The organism is Actinoplanes sp. NPDC004185, from assembly GCF_053603475.1.
This window is the reverse complement of sequence record NZ_JBSGFR010000035.1, coordinates 61,211-79,328: the sequence shown is the minus strand read 5'-3', so window position 1 is coordinate 79,328 and position 18,118 is coordinate 61,211. Positions and strand designations below refer to the sequence as shown.

Genomic DNA, 18,118 nt, shown 5'->3' with positions numbered 1-18,118 from the left:
CCCGTTACGCCAGGTAGCGTCGCCTTCTGTGCGCGCCTCACCGGCGCGGCGCCGAAGGGAGTTCCATGGCCCGCCTCCGTTTCGCCGCGGTCGCCCTGCTGATCCTGCCGCTGCTGCCGATGGCCTCGTCCGCCTCGGCCGCGCCGCCGGGACCCGTCGCCCCGGCGCTGCCGCCGGCCTCCGACGTCCGGGAGCTCACCCGTAAGCATCTCGACGTCTCCGGGCTGCCGACGCGCCGCCGGGTCGCCGAGAGCCGGGCCCCGGTGGCCGCCGCGCCCACGCCGGCGGTCGGCACGGTCCGCGAGTGGCTGGCGCTGGACGACGTCAAGGGCAGCCTCTACCGCAAGGACTACACCCTGCGGGCGGTCGGCGCGCACATCGAGGTGTGGGTGGCCGAGGACGTCGCCTTCCCGGCCGGGGACTGCCGCACCGCCGCCTCCACCGAGGTGACCGATGCGCAGCTCAACGCCCTGGTCCGGGAGTTCGAGGGGACGATCTACCCCCGCGAGACGGCGGCGTTCAGCGTTCCCCGCGAGCGCGACGGCACCAAGGCGATGCTGGCCGGCGGGGACTACACCGGCGCCGGGGACAAGACCGTCACGCTGGTCGACAACGTGCGCGACGACAACTACTACGACTTCCCGGACGTGCCGACCTACATCGCCGGGTTCTTCTCCGCGCAGATCAACGAGCTGGTCGACCGCAACGTCATGACGATCGACGCGTACGACTGGCGGCACCGCTCCGGCGCGACCCCGCCCGACGAGCCGACCGGTGACCTGTGCACCAGCCGCCCCGCCCGCCCCCGCATGTACGAGGGCACGTTCGCCCACGAGTGGCAGCACCTGCTGCAGTCCTACACGGACCCGTTCGAGGACGTCTGGGTCAACGAGGGCCTGTCCGACTACGCGCAGACGCTGGTGGGCTACGTCGACGGCAGAGCCACGGTGTACCACCCCGGCTACGACAGCCACCTGGCCTGCTTCCAGGGCTTCGGGCTGGTCCGCACCCGCTACAACACCAATCCGCGCGACTGCGGCGGGGCGCAGAACTCGCTGAACCTGTGGAACGAGGGCGCGCCCGCGGAGGTGCTCGCCGACTACGGCATCGCGTACCAGTTCATGCTCTACCTGCGGGACCGCTTCGGCCCGGCGGTGCTGGAACGGCTGCACCGCGACCGCGAGCACCAGGGCATGGCCGGGGTGGCCGCGGCACTGGGCCCCGGGGTCAAGCTGTCCGCGGTGCTGCACGACTTCCAGACCATGAACCTGGTCGACAAGATCGTCGGGGACACCGCCGACGGGGTGATGGCCGGTGTGCCGAAGAGCAAGGTGACCTCGCCGAGCGTGCGCGCGACCGTCAACCTGGCCAACCCGGCGTCCTTCGACTACCCGGGCGCCGCACCGAACGGCGCCGACTACGTGCGGCTGCGCGGCGCGTCCGGGAGGTTCCTGCGCGGGGCGGACCTGACCTCGGTGACCTTCAAGGGCACGAAGACCCTGCCGCCCAAGCCCCTGCAGTGGACGGTGCAGGACGGCGCGCTGTTCTCCGGCAACGCCAGCAGCCTCGACGTCGCCGCCGTCATCCCCGTCCAGGTGCCGGCCACCGATCCGACCCTGCGGCTGAAGGCCAGGTACACCACGGAGCTGGGCTACGACTACGGCTACGTGACCGTGTCCACGGACGGCGGGAAGACGTACACGGCCGTCGCCGGGGACCACACCGTCGACGCGCCGTTCGGGCCGGCCCTCAGCGGCAAGTCCGGCGTCTTCGAGCCGCAGATCTACGACCTGAAGGCGTACGCCGGCCGGCGCGTCCTGCTGGGGTTCCGGTACGTCAGCGACGCCTCGGTCAACGAGGGCGGCTGGCTGGTCGACGACGTGACCGTGGGCGCGGTGACGGTCAGCGACGGCAGCACGCTGACCGGATGGCGCTCGCCCACCCAGATCGTGCCGGCCACGGTGCACGGCTGGCACGTGAAGCTGGTCGGGCTGGACGAGAAGCGCCGGCGGGCCCGTCAGGTCAGCGTGGCCGGGTACGCCGCCCTGCGCGACTACCCCAAGGTGGTCGCGATCGTGGCCTTCGACGAGCCGACCGAGCAGGTCACCCAGTACGCGCGCTACACGCTGACCGTCAACGGCGTCGTTCAGCCCGGCGGCGGCAGCACCCCGTAGATCAGGGCCGTCGAGCCCGAGCCGGCCTTGTTGATCTGCCCGCCGCACAGCACGTACGCGCCGGTGGCGGGCAGGGCGGCGAGGTTGGCCAGGATCTCCAGGCTGATCCGGTGGCGCTGGTAGACCAGCAGGGAGACCGCGTACGTGGTGTCGGTGCCCAGGTCGGGGCTGAAGGTGTCGGTGCCGGTGCCGCCCCGGTGCCCCAGCCGTCCGGTGTCGACCAGCCACTGCACCGCCTCGAGGCTGAAACCGGGCTGGTGCATGACCCCGTCGGCGTCGACGTTGAAGAACGCGTCGGTGCCCCAGCGCGACTCCCAGCCGGTCCAGAGGATCACCATGGACTCCTCCGGGATCCGGCCGTGCCGCCGCTCCCAGGCCTTGAGGTCCTTGACGGACAGCGCGAAGTCGGCGTCGCGGGCACACTGCCGCCGGACGTCGATCTTGACCGCGGGGAGGAAGAGGTCGGCCGGTTCGAGGTCGTCGGCCAGGGCGGCGCCCGCGTTGAAGTGCCCGGGCGCACCCCAGTGCGTGCCGGTGTGCTCGCCCTCGCGGACGAACTGCAGGTAGAAGCCGTCCCGCTCGATGGTGGCGATGGTCTCCAGCTCGAAGGCCGGGTCGCCGGGGTACACATTGGTGGTCGCCGGATCGTTGACGTGGGAGAGGCTGATCAGGTCGAGGGCGAGCCCTCGCCGGCCACCGGCCCGGGCCGGCCCGCCGATCAACGCCCCCGCCAAACCGGCTCCCGCCGCACCCATCATCGCCCGTCGTCGCATGTGCACCCCGTCCCGGTCATCCTGCCCGATCAAGCCGCGCGGGTTCTTGCTATCGCGTCGCCACGGTCGGTGTCAACGCAGATGCGGTGGGCAATCAAGGAGCCATGAGAAGCTGGCGGGTCGCGACGGCGGACGAGGTACGCACACGGGTACGCCGGGCGGTGGGTGAGCCCGCCGGCCGGCCGCCGGTCCTCGCGGTGGACGGGCGGGGTTCCAGCGGGAAGTCGACCTTCGCGGCGCGGCTGGCGCAGCTGTGGGACGGCGCGGCCGTGGTGCACACCGACGACATCTCCTGGCGGCACGCGGTGCTGGACTGGGCGACGTTGCTGACCGAGGGCGTGCTGGCTCCCGTACGGGCCGGTGAGGCTGTCTCGTACCGGCCGCCGCAGTGGGACGCAGGCGACCGGCCCGGCGCGATCGAGGTGCCCGCGGACTGCACGCTGCTGATCGTCGAAGGCGTCGGCTCGGGCCGCCGGGAGCTGACGCCGTTGCTGGACGCGGTGGTGTGGGTGGAGGCCGAGCGCCACGACGTCGACCGGCGCAACGCCGAGCGCGTCGCCGCGGGCGAGACCACCCCGGCCGACTTCGCCGCGTGGATGGCCGAGGAGGACCCGTTCGTCGAGGCCGAGCGCACCTGGGAACGGGCCGCTTTTGTCATCGCGGGATGGCCCGCGCTGCCGCACGATCCCGCCGCCGAATTCATCATCTGCAGCTGAGGACGGCCATTCGGTCAGGCGACGCGAACTGTTCGGTTATCGGGGTCGGCGATATCCGCGAACTTACGATCATGGCAACGTCAACGACGGGGGTTGCCATGGAATCGACGGGCGCTAAGCAGCGGAACGACCGGAGCCGGGAATGGTCCGTACCCCGGCAGGAACGGCGGGACGGAAACGCGGGCAAGTGGCTGCCGGGCGCCGGGGCGGCCCCGACGCCGCAGATTTCGATCAATAGAGCACCAGGCCAGCGCCGCGCCGAGCGCGGCCGGCCGGGGATGCCGGCGATCATCGCGGCGATCGAGGAAATGCGCGAGGATCGGCCCCGGATCGACGTCGGAGGGCTTTATCAGCAATTCCGCTGCCGGGGTGGCCGGTGGGCCCTGATCACCCGCGAGGATGTGCGGGTGGCGCTGGCCGGAATCGAATGCGCGGCGCGCCGGGAATTCGCCGCACCGCGCCCGGCCGGGGCGGCACCGCGGCGGACGGCACGCACTCCGCACGGCGCCTGGCCGCAATTCCGGGAAGCGGTGACGGAACTGCGGAACAGCGGCGCGGATCTGCCGGCGACGGTCCGGGAGCTACGGGCGGCGGGATGGCGGGTGAGCCAGGACGACGTGGCCGGGGCGCTGCGGCGGATCAAGGCGGCCAACGCACCCCGGCACTTCCTGCCGGGGCAGTCACTGCCCGCACCCCGGCAGGCCGGACCGGGCATCTGCCCGTCCTGCGAGGTTCCGGTCACCGAGCTGGGACTGTGCCGCTGCTCCTGACCGCTGTCACGGGGCGGGCCCCGCCGGGCTGCCCTCAGCGGGCCGGATTCGCTGGGCCGGACCTGCTGGGCCGGACTCACCGGCCGCGGCTCACCGGGCGCGGATTACTGGGCCAAGGCCAGGGCCAGGCGGCCGGTGCGGGTCTTCTTGGCCGCGTACATCGCCGTGTCGGCCCGGGCGATGAGGGCGTCCGGTGCGCAGGCGGCCGGGTCGCCCCAGGCCACACCGATGCTGGCCTGGGGCAGCAGCCGTTCCCCGGCCACCTCCAGGCAGCCCTCGCCCAGTGCGGTCAGCAGCGACTCCCCGATCCGGCGGGCCCGGTCGGCGGTCGCCACATCGGCGCAGATCACCACGAACTCGTCGCCGCCGAACCGCCCGACCACGTCACCGTCGCGGACCGCGCCGCGCAGCCGGTTCGCCACGTGGGTCAGCAACTGGTCGCCGGCCGCGTGCCCGTACCGGTCGTTGACCTGCTTGAAGTGGTTGAGGTCGATGAAGATCACGGCGGTGCCGCGGGTCCGGCCGGGCCCGGCCAGGGCCTCGCCGAGCGCGCTCAATGTGGAGGCCCGGTTGCGGCAGCCGGTGAGTGCGTCGAAGCTGGCCCGCTGCTTGAGCTCGTCGCGCAGCCGGACGTCATCGGTGACGTCGGTGAGACAGATGATGGCCCCGGTGACCTCGCCGCTCTCGGCGGTCAGCGACCGCAGGTTGGCCCGCACCCGGCGCAGCCCGCGCTCGTCGCGGTGGCCGTACTCGACGTCGATGTCGGAACCGGCGTCCAGCACCGCGGCGATCGCGGCGTCGATGCCCGGCCGGTCCCCGGGCACGATCGGGCGCAGGTGATCGTCGCCGAGCACGTCACCGAGGCCGGCGCCGATGGCCCGGGCGGCGCGCTCGTTCTGGTAGACGATGCGCCGGGCGGCGTCGATCTGCACGATGCCCATCGGGATGGTCTCGGTGAGGCGGCGCATGAGCTTCTCGCCCGCTCGCAGCGCCTCCTGCGCGGCCATCTCGTCGGAGATGTCGAGCATCTCGGCGACCACCCGCGGGTTACCGGCGTCGGCCAGCCGGTTGTAGTTGGTGATCTCGAACCAGATCGGGTGCCCGTCGCGGTGGACATGCCGCAGCCGGACCCGGCGCGCCTCGCCCTGCGGGCTGGCCAGCATGTCCATCCAGCTCGCGATGGCACGTTGCTGGTCGTCGGGGTGCACCAGGTCCAGCGTGCGGGTGCCGGTCAGCTCGGCGGCCGTCCAGCCGAGCACGAGGGCGATCTCGGCGTCGGCGGAGGTGATCACCGCGACCTGGTCCTTGAGCACGGTGACCAGCCGGGGCCGGATCGGCTCGTGCTCCAGCGACCGGCCGCGCGGATGGCCGGCCAGACCGGTGAGGAACATGAGGAAGACCCCGTACCGGTGGGTCAGGTCGAGCAGGTGCAGCCGGACCAGCTCGGAAGGCGCGGCGACCGGATGGATCAGGCAGTTCGCGAGTCCCTGGCCGAGGGCACGCTGCCAGGCGTCGACCGCGATCTTCTGGTCGTCGGCGACGACCAGGGCCAGGGCCGACTGCGCGCCGACGATCGGCCGCAGCCCACCGATGTCCAGGCCGTCCGGCAGCGGCACGGCCAGCCCGACCCGGGAGATCGCGCCGACGAAGGCGTCGGGGTGCTGCTTGAGCAGGGCGGCGAAGACCTCGTCGCGGTCGGCCGGATCCATGGCTTCGTCGGGCATACGTCCCGGATCGGCAGGCCCGCCGCGGGATCAAGGGAATTCCGGCGGCCGCGACGTTGACAGTGTCATGTTAACAGTGTCATGGTGGTGGGCGTGTGGACGATGGACGAGCTGGTCGAACGGGTACGCCAGGCACTGGCGGCCGAGTACCCCGGTGCGCCCAACGGCCGGGTGCGCGACGTGCCCGACCGCCGGGCCATCCGGTGGTACACGACCACCGGACTGGTCGACCGGCCGGCCGGGATGCGGGGGCGAACGGCTCTGTACGGGCCGCGGCACCTGTTGCAGCTCGTGGCGGTCAAGCGGCGTCAGGCGCAGGGGCACTCGCTCGCTGCCATCCAGGCCGAGCTGGCCGGGGCCAGTGACGCCGAGCTGGCGGTTGCTGCCCGCGTACCGGAAAGGCTGCTGACCGTCGCCGACGACGCCGCGGTGGCGGACGGCCCGGCACGGCCCCGCTTCTGGGCGGCCCAACCGGCACCAGCAGTGATCCTTCCGGCCGCACCGGCGGCGCCTGCGACGGACGAGCCGGCAGCCGCGACGGCACGCCCGGTGGGTGGCGTCGCGCTGGGTGGCGGCGCGATCCTGGTGCTTCCGGTACGCCCCGGAGCCGCCGACTACGAAGCCATCGCCACCGCCGCCCGCCCCCTGCTGGACCTGCTGGCCGCCCGTGGCCTGCTCGCCGGCTACACCCTCGACGATGGGAGCCCGTCATGACCTTGTCCGTCACGCCGATGGATCCGGCGGAGCTCGGCCGCGTCCGCATCCTGCCCGACGCCGGTCTCGGTGCCCTGCACACCGAGCGCGGCAACCTGCCGCTGGACCGTCTCGACGTGCGGGCCGCGATCAGCGGCCTGGTCGCCCGCACCACGGTGACCGCCGAGTACGTCAACGCGCACGACGCCCCGCTCGAGGCCACCTACGTCTTCCCGCTGCCGGACCGGGCCGCGGTGACCGGCATGACGATGACCGCCGACGGCCGCACGGTCGAGGCCGAGCTGCAGGAACGCGCCCAGGCCCGGCAGAACTACGACCAGGCCGTCGCGGCCGGTCAGCGCGCCTCGATCGCCGAGGAGGAACGGCCCGACGTGTTCACCATGCGGGTCGGCAACATCCTGCCCGGTGAGCGGGTGACCATCGCGTTGTCGCTGGTCGGACCGCTGCCCTGGGAGGACGGCGCGGCGACGTTCCGGTTCCCGCTGGTGGTGGCGCCGCGCTACGTGCCCGGGGCGCCGCTGCCCGGGCCGGCGGTCGGCTCCGGTCAGGCACAGGACACCGACGCGGTGCCGGACGCCTCCCGGATCACTCCCCCGGTGCTGCTGCCCGGCTTCCCGAACCCGCTGCGGCTCAGCATCGGCGTCGACATCGATCCGGCCGGGCTGGGGCTCGGCGAGGTCCGCTCCAGTCTGCACACGGTGACGGGCGAGGGCGGCCGGGTGGAGATCGCGCCCGGTGAGCGCGCGGACCGGGACTTCATCCTGCGGCTGCCGTACGCGGGTGACGGCTCCGGCGCGGTGTGTGTCAGCGACCCCACGGCGGACGGACCCGAGGGGACGTACCAGGTCGTGCTGGTTCCGCCGGACGACGCCGCCACCGCCGCCCGGCCCAAGGACGTGGTGCTGCTGCTGGACCGTTCGGGCAGCATGGGCGGCTGGAAGATGGTCGCCGCCCGCCGGGCCGCCGCCCGCGTGGTCGACACCCTCACCACCGCCGACCGGTTCGCCGTGCTGACCTTCGACCACCAGGTCGACCGGCCGGAGGCGCTCGGCACCGGCCTGTCCGAGGCGACCGACCGCACCAGGTTCCGCGCGGTCGAGCACCTGTCGCGCGCCGATGCCCGCGGCGGCACCGAAATGCTCGTCCCGCTGCGCGAGGGGCTCAGCCTGCTCGCCGACTCCGGCTCGCGGGAACGGGTGCTCGTGCTCGTCACCGACGGCCAGGTGGGCAACGAGGACCAGATCCTGGCCGAGATCACCGGCCTGATCGGCACCACCCGGGTGCACACCGTGGGCATCGACCGGGCCGTCAACGTCGGCTTCCTGGGCCGGCTCGCCGCGCTCGGCGCGGGCCGCTGCGAGCTGGTGGAGAGCGAGGACCGGCTCGACGAGGCGATGGCGCAGATCCACCGGCGGATCGCCGCGCCGGTGCTCACCGACGTGACCGTCACCGCGGCCCGCTTCACCGTCGAGCCGGCGCCGGCCCAGACGGTGTTCCCGGGAGTGCCGCTCGTGGTGTTCGGCCGCTACACCGGGACCGCCGGCGGCACGCTGACCGTGCGTGGCCGGACCCGCAACGACGAGGAGTTCGTCCGGGAGGTCCCGGTCCGTGACAGCGCGGAGCCGGCGGTCACCGCGCAGTGGGCCCGGGCCCGGCTGCGCGAGCTGGAGGACCGGTACCTCACCGGGCAGCGCGACCTGGAACAGACCATCGTGGCCACGTCGCTGCGTTACGGGGTGCTGTGCCGGTTCACCGCGTACGTGGCGGTGGACAGCCGGGTGGTGACCGAGGGCGGCGAGGTGCGCCGGGTGACCCAGCCGGTGGAGTCGCCGTCGGGCTGGGACATGTTCGACCCGCCCGCGCCCGGGGGCATCATGCTGGCGTCCATGTCGGCGCCGGTCCCACCGCCGGCCGCCGCGCCCCGCCTCAGTGGCTTCGCGCCGGCACGGGCCTCGTCGATGCGGTCGGGACCGCAGCCCTTCGCCCAGATGCCGTCCGGGCTCCAGACGGCGGGCCGCAGCGGCAAGATGGCCGCACCGGGCAGCTCCCCGCTGACCGTGGCGGACCTGACGGCGATCGTGGCGATCGAGGCGACCCGGCTGCGCGAGGCCGAGGGACGCTCCGCCCGGGAACGCCGCGATCTGCTGGCCGACCTGGCCAGCCGGCTCGGCGCCCTGCTGGAGGGCCGCGACGACGCGGAACTGAAGGCGCTGCGGGACCTCGTCGACCGGCTCAAGGCCGATGGTGGGCTGCCCGAGAAGTGGGCGCTGGCCCGGGAGACGCTGGAGAGCTTCGCGCCACCTGCGCAGCGCAAGGCCTTCTGGAAGCGCTGACCGGCTCCCGGACCGCCCGGCCGCGCGGCTGCCGGGCTGCCGGGTGTGACGGGCCGAGGTACCGTGCAGATCGATCTTTGCGCGGCACAGGCGATGGGACACGATGACCGACCGGGACGACGAGGCCGACCCACTGCTGGTTCGTCCGTACCTGCGGGACGAGCCCGGCGGTTCGACGCCGCAGCCCTCCGATCACACCTGGCCGGAGGCTGCGGCGGAGCCGGTCGCGCCGCCCGCGCCTGACGCCCCGCTGCCGGGCGCGGCGCCCGCTCCCCCGTCGCGGGGGGTGCGGGGCCACCGCCCTCTGCTGGTGCTGGCCCTGGTCGTGGTGCTGGCGGTGGCCGGCGTGGCCGCGGCCGTGTGGGCGTTGCTGCCGGAGCCGGGCACCCGGACGGCGCTGCCGGTGGACGTCCCGCTGCCCAGCGTCGCCGTCCCGGAGCCGACCCCGGCCACCACCGATCCGCCGCCGGCCGTGACGGCGCGGACCACCGCTCCCACCCGGAGCCGCACCACGAGCAGTCCCACGCCCTCCTCGGCGCCGGCGCCGACCGTCACCCGGACGAGCCCGGCCCCGGCCCGGACGACGACCAGCGCCCCGGCCGACCGGCTCGCGCCGCCCCCGGCGGACCGGGTCGGCCGGATCCACGGGCTCGGTGGGCTCTGCCTCGACCTCAACGGCGCGATCGCCGTGGACGGCAACCACATCCAGGTCTTCACCTGCAACGAGACCGCCGCGCAGGTGTGGACGGTGGCCGCCGACGGCACCCTGCGGGTCGTCGGCAAGTGTGCGGTGGGTGCCGACGACGGCACCGTCCGGCTCGCCGGTTGTGACGGCCGCCGGTCCGGCCAGTGGCAGACCGGCGCGGACCGTACGCTGGTCAACCAGGCCGGTGGCGGCTGTCTCACCGACCCGGGCTCGGGTTCCCGCTCGGGGGCCGGCGTGCGGATCGAGAGCTGCTCGGGCGCCGACCGGCAGCGCTGGGAGCTGCCCTGACCCGGCCCGGCCGGGACAGCCCCGCACGGGCTCACGTGATCCGGAGGATGCCCCACAGGCCGTTCTCCACCGACCAGCGGAACGCTCCCGACCGGTAGGCGTGGTCCCCGCGGTGCCGGGCAGTCATCCGCAACGTCCGGGCCGTGCCCACGGTCAGGCCGGAGAACGAGCCCTCCCACGGCCCGTCGGCCTGCCACGGTGCGGCCGGCCAGGCCATGCCGTGCACGGTGAAGGTGTGGTTGCGCGGCTTGTCCGCGGCGCCGACCACGTGCAGCCACAGCTCCTGGCCGGCTTCGGCCTCCCAGAGCGGCGTCGGCGGGTCGTCGCGGGTGAGCACGTCGCGCGGGTGGACCACGGCCGAGCCGTAGTTGATGCCCTTCTGGCCCGCGTCCTCGGGATCGTCACCCGGCACCACGTCGCGCACCGGCAGGTCGGGATGGCCCGCGACGAAGTGCCGCAGCCCGTCCTGGACCAGCAGGACCTGCTCGTTGGCGACCACCCGGCCGTGCTCGTCGCGCAGCAGCACCTGCGGACCGGTCCAGCGTTCCCGGCCGGTGACCGGGTCGGCCGGGGTGACGTCGTCCGGTTCGACCACCAGCGCACCGATCAGGCCGTGGTGGCGGTGGTTGCGCACGTCCGCCAGGTCCTGCAGGCCGCAGACCTGCCCCGGCCCGTCGGCGTACGACGGCGGCGCGAGGTGCTCGTCGACGTACCACCAGTACTCGCGCCAGTTCGTCTCCTCGTGCCCGTGCGACGCCGGGTCCCGGAAGACGACCTGGCCGGTCGCCTCGTGGCCGCCGTCGTGGGCGGGCAGCGGGCCGACCGTGCCGTCGTGATTGGTGCCCACGTTGGCGCCGTCGTCGCTGACCACGTCGTAGCGCAGCAGGCTCGGGTGCAGCGACACCCGCGGCGAGACGGTGCGCTCGCTCGGGTTGCCGAGCTCGTCGAGGCGTTCCAGGGGCAGCCGGGGCGGGGCGGGCTCCACCCCGAACGGCGGCACCACCGGGTCGTCCGGATCCGCCAGCAGCTCGTTGATCAGCATGACCCGCACCCATTCGCCGGAGCGGGCCCGCAGCACCAGCGGCTCACCGGTGTCGTGCACCCCGACGGCACGGCGGCGCATCCGCTCCGAGCCCTCCTCGACGGGTTCGTCGCGCCAGCCCTCGGCGGTCGCGAAGATCAGTCCCCACGGGTCGGTGAGCCGGCGGCCGTCGTACTCGTGCTCGTGGCGGCGGGCGGTGACGACGAACTCGCGGACCCGGTCCCCGCCGGCTCCCCAGGCGACCGCGGGCCGGGGTGGCAGACCGTCGTCCTCCACGGTGCCGGGCAGCGGCGGCAGCTCCTTCAGGTTGCCGGCGCTCGGGGCCAGCGCCCGGATCAGGCCCCAGCAGCCCAGCCACAGGTCGTCCATCGCGGCGAAGTGCCACAGGTGGTCGCCGTAGGAGTAGCCGCCGGCGTCGGCCGGGTCGATGTCCAGGGTGAAGGCCTCGGAGATGCCGATGGTCTGCTGGTTGACCAGCACCGAGCGGTCGTTGTGCCACTCCCGGCGCCAGCGCAGCCCGTGCGTGACGAAGCTGTGCTGCTCCTCGTGCGAGCCCTGGATGAGCCGGATCCGCAGCCGCTCCCCCGGATACGTCCGGATGATCTCGGTGTCCGGGTCCCCGCCGGTGAGCTCGGCGACGGCGGCACCCGGCTCCACCGGCTCCTCCGGATCCGCGACGGCCGGGCCACCGCTGCTGAACCACTGGGAGGGGTCGTCGCCGCGGAAGGTCAGCGGGGCGCAGCGGTAGTTGACCGCCATCGCGCCCGGATCGTCGTCCCCGCTCAGCTCGTGCGGCGGGTTCAGCGGCCGGCCGGCCGCGTCGACCAGCGGCACGAAGTCCCCGACGGCCAGGCACGCCTCCCGGTACGGCGGCAGCCCGCTGTCCACCGGTGGCAGCACCACGGCCTGCGGCCCGGACCACGCCACGGTCTCCTGATCGGGCAGCAGCCAGCGCGACCCGGGCGGCTCGGCGATCAGCGCGGCGAACAGCCCGTGCTTCTGCCGGTAGTTGGCCAGCAGATGGTCGTGGAAGAAGCACGGCCCGAACTCCTCGTCGACCACCCAGCGGTGGAAGCCGACGTTGGCCGGCGGGTCACCGGGCTCGGCCGGCGCGCCCGCGACCGCCTCCGGACAACTCGCCCCGGACAGGTAGTTGAAGCCCGTGGACGAGCCGTCGGCCGCCAGCACGTCGAACTTGACCAGGTGCACGTGCAGGCCGCACTCGACGGGCAGGGTGGGCAGGTCGAAGCCGTCCGGGCCGATCGTGCCCAGCTCGTTGACCATGCACAGCTCGACGATGTCACCGTGGTTGGCCCGGGGGAAGAACGGCTCGATCCGCTCCGCCGGTGGCGTGAACTCCACCGGTGTGCCGTCGCCGATCGCCGGGTCGGTCACCGTGACCCTGGTGATCTGGTAGTGGTGGCCCCGCGGGTCGCGCCAGCCGCGCGCGTTGTAGGGCACCTCGTCGGCGCGGACCCGGACCTCGTAGCTGACGGTCCGGGGCGCGGGCAGCCCGGCCGCGTCGTTCCAGGCGCGGGCGTCGCCGTCCAGATCCACGAAGAGGGCGCCGGGACGCGGATCCGCGACGACACCGGGCGCGAACGCCGCCAATTCCTTGGCCGAGTGCGGCGGCAGGCCCAGCAGCCGGCGACGGCCGCCGAGGAACTCCCGCGTCACCGCGGGCGGCGGCGGCGCCTTCTGCGGGAAGCTCGCGTCGATGAACCACGGGAAGCCCGGCTGCTGATCGGTACGCGGCTCAGGGTCGCGCCCCGGCAACGGCCGCAGCGGGTGCACGGGCGTGCCGTCCGGGTACGCGCTGACCGACCCGTCGACCAACCGGTCGAAGCTGCGCCACAGGCCCCACATCCCGTGGTGGAAGTGCGGGTACAGGTGGCAGTGCCAGATGATGTCACCGGGCGCCCGCTGGCGGCTGCCGGAGCCGTACAGGGGGTCGACGGTGACGGCGGTCTGCGGGCCGATCGTGATCGAGTCGATGAGCTGGGAGCCGCGCGGCTCCCCCGGACGGAACACCGACGGCTGCGCGGTGTCCTGCGGAACGGCACGCCACTGGTGCACGTGGAGATGGAAGACGTGGGTCTCCTTGACGCCGGCGTGCACCAGCCGGACCCGGGCCGGATCGCCCTTGTAGGCGCGGAAGATCGGGGTCACCGGGTCACCGAACAGCCAGGAACTGTGGTGCTGTTCCTCGCCGGCGACACGTTCGAGGAAGCGGCCCTCGTGGTCGCGGCCGAGGTGGAAGACCTCGTTGAGCTCGTCGTCGACCTCGATCGCGACGGCGGAGAAGTCGATCTCGCCCGGCGGTGGCAGGGGCCGGCCGGCGGTCGCCTCCGCGTGGCGGCGCATCCGGTGCGGCAGGCGCTGCGGCATCGGCTCGGCCCGGTAGGACAGCGGCATGACGGTGTGCTCGCCGATCAGCATCTGGCCGCTGTGCACCTCGGGCTCGTCGTGCATGAAGACGGTGAACTCGCGGTGGCTGTGCGCGACCCCGTCGAGGTGGAAGTCGACGAAGTCGGCCGCCGGCTGGTCGCCGGGCACGATCACGTCCGCGTACGGGCCGTCGGCGAACGCCGTGCCGGTCAGCAGCTCACCGGTCTCGGGGTCGTGCCAGGTGGCGCCGGCCGGCTCGACGATGAAGGCGCCGAACAGGCCGTGCGCGTTGGTGCCCCGTTCGGTCCCGACGACATCGCCGAGGTCGTTGACCACCCAGACACCCTCGCGGGCCGCGTGCCAGTGGTACGTGCGGTGCTGTCCCGGCCGTACCGTGGTGGGCTCGTTGCGTCCCACCGCCGCGCCGTCGCCGGTGCGCACCGGCCCGGCGCCGTCGCCCTGCAGGTGCAGGCCGACCCGGCGGCCGCGGATCTGGTTCTCGAAGCGCACGTCGACGTGGGCGCCGAGGGCGGCCCGCAGCACCAGCGGACGCACCACCGGCACCGGGCGCAGCGGGTTGAACCGGTCATGGGCCGGCGTGCGCTCGCCCAGGCCGCGGACGTCGGTGCGGTGGTCGTTGAACAGCAGCCGGCGCACCCGGTCGAGGCCGAGATCGCTCTGCCGGGCGAGATGCCGTAGTGCGACGTGGTCGTCCACCTCCAGCTTGGCCAGCCGTTCCTCGAACGCGGTCCGGGCCGCCACCAGCCCGGCGGCGAAGCCGGCCGCCCACTGGAGCCGGGTCGCGGGGTCCGGGGCGAGTGCGGTGACGGTGCCGCCGGTGACCAGCGTGAGGGCCCGGACCAGCTCGTCGACGGTCGCCCGCAGGTTCTGCGTGATCGTGTGCCGCCGCGGGTCCAGCCCGCTGTCGTCGCGCTCGCCGGTCAGGTCGGCGGGGTCGGTCCCGTACGTCAGCAGCGGGTCGCCCGGGCCCAGCCGCTCGCGCATGCGCTCGTAGCGGTCCAGCCCGTCCACGATGAGCTGCAGGTGCTGGATGCGTTCGTGGGTACGCGGCAGGAACCGGTCGTCGTCGTCCCAGCGGGCCCGGGCCCAGTCGAGCAGCGGCACGTACGCCCGCAGCGTGTAGAGCAGTCCGTCGGGATCGTGGTCGCCGTCATTCGTGTAGACGATCGGGAACTGCACGGCGACGACGTCGTAGGTCAGGTCAGGCATCGGGATCTCCGGAAGGGTCAGGCGGTGAAGATCGTGTCCACGCCGAGCAGCAGGGCGCAGCCGACGATGAGGGCCGCGGCGCCGGCCGGGCGGACCAGCACGGCACCGTGACGGGTCAGGCGCTCGGCCGCCATCAGCGCGGTGAGCAGCGCCATCGCGATCAGCGAGCCGGCCCCGGCGACCAGGCCGACGGCCATCAGGGCCCAGCAGCAGCCCACACAGGACACCGCGTAGCGCACCGCGATGTCGGTGGCCTCGGCCCAGGCCGGGTGGACGCCGCGCCAGCGCAGCATGGCGACGCCGCGGGGGCTCCGGCAGGCGGTCAGACACCGGTCCTTGACCGCGCTGAACTGGTACGCGCCGGCCAGGACCAGGGCCGCACCGAGCAGGGCACGCGGGTGGTCGAGCACCCAGGACCGCCGTTCCAGCCAGGCGCCGGCCGCCACCTGGGCCGTGACCAGGACCGCCCCCGTGCCGGTCCAGACGGCCACGTACCCGGCGGCGACCAGCGCCACGGCCGCCGGCGCGGCTCCCCGCGCGGCCAGCAGCCGGCGCATGAGCTCCAGCAGCGGCAGCGTCGTCGGCAGCATCATCGCGACCACCATGACCAGCCAGCCGGTCAGGGCCGGACCGGCGGTCGTGGGGTGCTGATGCCCGGAGCGGTGCGTCACCGTCATCGCCAGCCAGGCGGCCACGGCGATGACGGTGACGCCGCCCCAGAGCAGGACCCTCCCCCGAAGGACCTGCTGCTGCGGGAAAGTCACCGGGGCACCACCGCGGTCAGGGCGGCGGTGTGGACGTAGCGGAACCGGCCCCGCATGGCCGAGCGGCCCCGCACGTCCAGGTAGGCGCCGGGCAACGCCGGCACGCGGACCGCGAGCTGGTCCGTGCGGTGGGCGACCACCTGTCCGGGGCCGGCCACGCTGAGCTCGGCGTCCAGCGCGGTGTGGGTCAGGGTCAGCGGCTCGGCCTCGCCGCCGAAGACCGCCGGGTTGCCGGTCACCTCCACCAGCCCGGCCCCGGCCACGGGCGCCTGGGCCGGCCGGCCGACGAAGATGTGCCAGCCGGTGCGGTCGGCGCTGACCTCGATGCGGGCCCGGCTGCGCTGCAGCACCGCCCCGCTGACCGCGGCCAGCTCGGCCAGGGGCCCGTCCAGCCGGCCGCTGAAGGCCGCGGCGAGCAGCTCGAACTGCTCGTCGTCGGCGGCCTCGTCGACGAAGACCGCGGTGGTGGTGGCGCCGGCCCGGCGGCCGCCGGAGTGGGTCGAGACGCTGACCACCCGCAGGCCGCCGACGGCGGTGCCGCCGATGGTGGCGGCGCCGTCGAGCTGCCAGGCGAACAGCCCGGTGCAGTGGTCCTCGTCGGGAGCGTCGTCGAGCCAGCAGGGACAGATCAGGGTGCAGTCGCAGGCCTCGGTGAAGACGCCGGTGATCGAATAGCCCATGGTCGCGGTCCCCTCAGGTGCGGACGGTGACGGGGCTCGACCCGGCACCGCCCCGGCTGGTCGTGATGTCCACGCGGGCCCCCGGAGCCGGGGTCAGGCCGGTCTCGCCGGGGATCACCGTGCGGCGCACGTCCCAGGCGAAGGTGGTGCCGACCGGCGCGCTGCCGATCTCCAGGCCGTTCAGGGTCACCGTGACGCGGTCCGGCAGCGGTCCGGTGGCGGTGCCCTCGATGCGCCAGCGCCCCGAGCCGGTGCGGAACTCCGCCCGGTCGACGGTGACCGTGTCGGTGCCCGGCACCGACGGGCTGACCTGCACCGACACGGTGTCCGTGGCGCTGCCGGCGGCCGACTGCACGGTGAGCCGGAATTCCAGCGCCCCCGCGGCGGGCGCCACGAAGGTCGCCCGGACCTCGTCGGCGCCGGTCAGGGTGACGGGCGTCCCGGCGATCTGTTCCCAGCGGTACGCGAGCCCGGCGCCGGTGCTGGCGCCCGCGTCGAGGGTCACCACCTCGGCCGCCGTCGCCAGCCGGTCGGGTCCCGCCGCGGCGGTGAGCTGGTCGGGGTCGGCGGCCGGTCCGGTGACCAGCACGTGCCGGGTGTCGCTGCCGCCGTGCGAGGACGTCACGGTGATCGTGGTGGGCGGCACGTCGACCGGGGCGAACTCCTGTTTGCCGGCGGTGAGTGGGCCGAACCCGGCCACGGTCAGCACCGGCGGGTCGTCCAGGTCGGACGAGATCGCCTCGACGCTGAGCCGCTGCTGGGCGAGGTCGTAGTCGGCGACGGTCACGGTCACGGCGTCGGTGACCGCGACGGTCGTGACGGTCGGCGGGACGTCGGTGGTGTTGACGACGTCGACGGTGGCCGGCACCGCGGTCGCGGCGGCCCGGACGTGGTAGCCGGTGCCCGAGCCGGTCATGGTGGCACCGGCCGCGTGCAGGGTCTGGCCCGGCTCGCTGGTCGCGAACACGTCCAGCACCAGGCGGCCGGAGCTGCGCGAGTACACCGCGCGGGTCGCCTCGGCGCCGGCCACGGTGGAGATCCGGCCCTGGAGGGTGAACAGGTCGGTGAAGACCTTGTCGCGGTTGCCGGGGTCCGCCGGGTCGGGGGTCGCGCCGGCCACGTCGCCGACGCCGGGGCCCTCGACGCGGAAGAAGTCGAAGCCCAGCGGGCTCCCGGTGACGGTGTGCTCCACCCCGCCGTCACCGAGGTAGCCGCCGGGCGCGTCCGCGCTCCAGCGCAGGAACGGGGCCACCTCACCGTCGGTCACGGCGGTGTCGAACAGCAGCGGGGCGGCGCCGACGTCGTCGGTGACGAAGACCCGGCCGTTCTCGTCGGCCACCAGCGGGTCGGTCTGCCCGTACGGGTGGGTGAAGGTGTAGGCGGCGCCGGGGATGCCGCCGTCGAGGCGCACCCGGACCCGCGCGAAGACCTGCTGCTGGCCGTCGGCGACCGCGCCGGTGCCGGCGAAGGCGGCCTCCAGGGCCAGCACGACCCGGGCCCGGCCCGGCCGGGCGGAGCCGCCGATCGGCAGCTCCGCCTCGGCGAGGAAGTAGAACGCCTCGTCCGGGAAGTTGCGCGGGAAGCTGACCGGCGCGGCCGGGTCGGGCAGGTCGCCCATGGCCGGGGTACGCGGATCGAGCGGATCGACGGCGAGCTCCAGGCGGACCCCGGCGGCGTCCTTGTACCAGCGCGGAAAGCCGTGGCGCGGGTCGACGGGCCCGCGCGCCGCCAGCCGGCTCGGATTGTGCTGCATACCGGTTCCTCCCGTGGTGTCGCACCGGTGGTCGCGGTGAGAGAGAGCACCGGGAGGTCCCGT

Annotated in this window: 12 protein-coding genes; 6 read left to right on the top strand and 6 right to left on the bottom strand. The window is 74.0% G+C overall.

Annotated features, from left to right (window positions below; translation table 11 throughout):
* Positions 1 to 65 precede the first annotated feature (65 nt).
* A complete protein-coding gene (locus ACWEOZ_RS30875; protein WP_451914176.1) occupies positions 66 to 2,174 on the top strand; it encodes a peptidase M6 immune inhibitor A in 2,109 nt (702 codons plus the stop codon).
* Here ACWEOZ_RS30875 and ACWEOZ_RS30870 read toward each other — a convergent pair.
* Positions 2,147 to 2,947: a cyclase family protein gene (locus ACWEOZ_RS30870; protein WP_451914175.1), complete on the bottom strand. Its 801-nt coding sequence runs from the start codon at positions 2,945 to 2,947 to the stop codon at positions 2,147 to 2,149. The two genes, ACWEOZ_RS30875 and ACWEOZ_RS30870, sit on opposite strands and share 28 nt — an antisense overlap.
* Before the next feature lie 104 nt (positions 2,948 to 3,051).
* On the opposite strand from ACWEOZ_RS30870, the gene ACWEOZ_RS30865 reads away from it, so the two are divergent.
* Entirely contained in the window at positions 3,052 to 3,663 is a 612-nt protein-coding gene (locus ACWEOZ_RS30865) for a uridine kinase family protein (protein ID WP_451914174.1), read from the top strand.
* 98 nt (positions 3,664 to 3,761) lie between these two features.
* The gene (locus ACWEOZ_RS30860) at positions 3,762 to 4,433 is read left to right on the top strand and encodes a hypothetical protein (RefSeq protein ID WP_451914173.1); all 672 of its coding nucleotides are present in this window, start codon (positions 3,762 to 3,764) and stop codon (positions 4,431 to 4,433) included.
* Between the two features lie 104 nt (positions 4,434 to 4,537).
* Here ACWEOZ_RS30860 and ACWEOZ_RS30855 read toward each other — a convergent pair whose 3' ends face one another.
* Positions 4,538 to 6,157 (bottom strand): diguanylate cyclase domain-containing protein, encoded by a 1,620-nt coding sequence (locus tag ACWEOZ_RS30855; protein WP_451914172.1) that lies wholly within the window; start codon positions 6,155 to 6,157, stop codon positions 4,538 to 4,540.
* A gap of 102 nt (positions 6,158 to 6,259) precedes the next feature.
* Here ACWEOZ_RS30855 and ACWEOZ_RS30850 point away from each other — a divergent pair, with 102 nt between their 5' ends.
* From ACWEOZ_RS30850 to ACWEOZ_RS30840, 3 genes are all read left to right on the top strand, one after another.
* Positions 6,260 to 6,871 (top strand): MerR family transcriptional regulator, encoded by a 612-nt coding sequence (locus tag ACWEOZ_RS30850; protein ID WP_451914193.1) that lies wholly within the window; start codon positions 6,260 to 6,262, stop codon positions 6,869 to 6,871.
* Complete coding sequence (locus ACWEOZ_RS30845; RefSeq protein ID WP_451914171.1) at positions 6,868 to 9,204, top strand: VIT domain-containing protein; 2,337 nt, start codon at positions 6,868 to 6,870, stop codon at positions 9,202 to 9,204. Before ACWEOZ_RS30850 ends, ACWEOZ_RS30845 begins: the two co-directional genes overlap by 4 nt.
* A gap of 103 nt (positions 9,205 to 9,307) precedes the next feature.
* On the top strand, positions 9,308 to 10,198 hold the full coding sequence (locus ACWEOZ_RS30840; protein WP_451914170.1) for a ricin-type beta-trefoil lectin domain protein: 891 nt from the start codon (positions 9,308 to 9,310) through the stop codon (positions 10,196 to 10,198).
* Positions 10,199 to 10,229: 31 nt separating this feature from the next.
* Here ACWEOZ_RS30840 and ACWEOZ_RS30835 read toward each other — a convergent pair whose 3' ends face one another.
* From ACWEOZ_RS30835 to ACWEOZ_RS30820, 4 genes are read right to left on the bottom strand one after another with little or no spacing between them, the layout of a single operon-like run.
* The gene (locus ACWEOZ_RS30835) at positions 10,230 to 14,858 is read right to left on the bottom strand and encodes a multicopper oxidase domain-containing protein (protein WP_451914169.1); all 4,629 of its coding nucleotides are present in this window, start codon (positions 14,856 to 14,858) and stop codon (positions 10,230 to 10,232) included.
* Between the two features lie 17 nt (positions 14,859 to 14,875).
* Positions 14,876 to 15,622, bottom strand: coding sequence for a DUF2182 domain-containing protein (locus ACWEOZ_RS30830; protein ID WP_451914168.1), 747 nt, complete (start codon positions 15,620 to 15,622; stop codon positions 14,876 to 14,878).
* Positions 15,619 to 16,302, bottom strand: coding sequence for a DUF1326 domain-containing protein (locus ACWEOZ_RS30825; RefSeq protein ID WP_451914167.1), 684 nt, complete (start codon positions 16,300 to 16,302; stop codon positions 15,619 to 15,621). The genes ACWEOZ_RS30830 and ACWEOZ_RS30825 overlap by 4 nt, the downstream gene beginning before the upstream one ends.
* Positions 16,303 to 16,315: 13 nt before the next feature.
* The gene (locus ACWEOZ_RS30820; RefSeq protein WP_451914166.1) at positions 16,316 to 18,055 is read right to left on the bottom strand and encodes a PKD domain-containing protein; all 1,740 of its coding nucleotides are present in this window, start codon (positions 18,053 to 18,055) and stop codon (positions 16,316 to 16,318) included.
* Between the last annotated feature and the right edge of the window lie 63 nt (positions 18,056 to 18,118).

Bases quoted from the DNA above. Each gene is read 5' to 3' on its own strand.
- ACWEOZ_RS30835 (WP_451914169.1), bottom strand. From the start codon at position 14,858: ATGCCTGACCTGACCTACGACGTCGTCGCCGTGCAGTTCCCGATCGTC.
- ACWEOZ_RS30860 (WP_451914173.1), top strand. From the start codon at position 3,762: ATGGAATCGACGGGCGCTAAGCAGCGGAACGACCGGAGCCGGGAATGG.
- ACWEOZ_RS30865 (WP_451914174.1), top strand. From the start codon at position 3,052: ATGAGAAGCTGGCGGGTCGCGACGGCGGACGAGGTACGCACACGGGTA.
- ACWEOZ_RS30850 (WP_451914193.1), top strand. From the start codon at position 6,260: ATGGACGAGCTGGTCGAACGGGTACGCCAGGCACTGGCGGCCGAGTAC.
- ACWEOZ_RS30845 (WP_451914171.1), top strand. From the start codon at position 6,868: ATGACCTTGTCCGTCACGCCGATGGATCCGGCGGAGCTCGGCCGCGTC.
- ACWEOZ_RS30820 (WP_451914166.1), bottom strand. From the start codon at position 18,055: ATGCAGCACAATCCGAGCCGGCTGGCGGCGCGCGGGCCCGTCGACCCG.
- ACWEOZ_RS30870 (WP_451914175.1), bottom strand. From the start codon at position 2,947: ATGCGACGACGGGCGATGATGGGTGCGGCGGGAGCCGGTTTGGCGGGG.
- ACWEOZ_RS30875 (WP_451914176.1), top strand. From the start codon at position 66: ATGGCCCGCCTCCGTTTCGCCGCGGTCGCCCTGCTGATCCTGCCGCTG.
- ACWEOZ_RS30840 (WP_451914170.1), top strand. From the start codon at position 9,308: ATGACCGACCGGGACGACGAGGCCGACCCACTGCTGGTTCGTCCGTAC.
- ACWEOZ_RS30825 (WP_451914167.1), bottom strand. From the start codon at position 16,302: ATGGGCTATTCGATCACCGGCGTCTTCACCGAGGCCTGCGACTGCACC.
- ACWEOZ_RS30855 (WP_451914172.1), bottom strand. From the start codon at position 6,157: ATGCCCGACGAAGCCATGGATCCGGCCGACCGCGACGAGGTCTTCGCC.